General features: G+C 58.7%; 1 protein-coding gene. It reads left to right on the plus strand.

All coding sequences use genetic code 11. The features are described 5' to 3' along the window. On the plus strand, positions 1-209 hold a 209-nt coding region (locus QCD70_RS18995), incomplete at its 5' end, for a nicotinate-nicotinamide nucleotide adenylyltransferase (protein ID WP_367316754.1). Positions 210-315 lie beyond the last annotated feature (106 nt).

Raw genomic sequence — 315 nt, forward strand, 5'->3', positions numbered from 1 at the left:
ACTTCGTCGCCGTCTCGCGGCCCGGACATCCGCTCTCCATTTCCGGTTTGCCGCATGAAGAGGTAAGCTTTTTGGAAGTTCCGGCTCTAGCGATATCGTCCACTGACTTACGCGGCCGGGTGGGCCGGGGTTTTCCGGTGTGGTACTTGGTACCCGACGGTGTCGTACAGTACATCACCAAGCACCATCTATATCGGAGTATTGAATGACGTTGTCTCCCGACGAGCAGCCGCTGACTCGGTGCCAGTTGCGCGAACTCGAGCGCACCATGCCGAAGAAAGACCGGCAAGACCCCGCGAAGGTGCAGGAAGAAGC

Source organism: Agreia sp. PsM10 (assembly GCF_030433855.1).
Classification (GTDB): domain Bacteria; phylum Actinomycetota; class Actinomycetes; order Actinomycetales; family Microbacteriaceae; genus Agreia.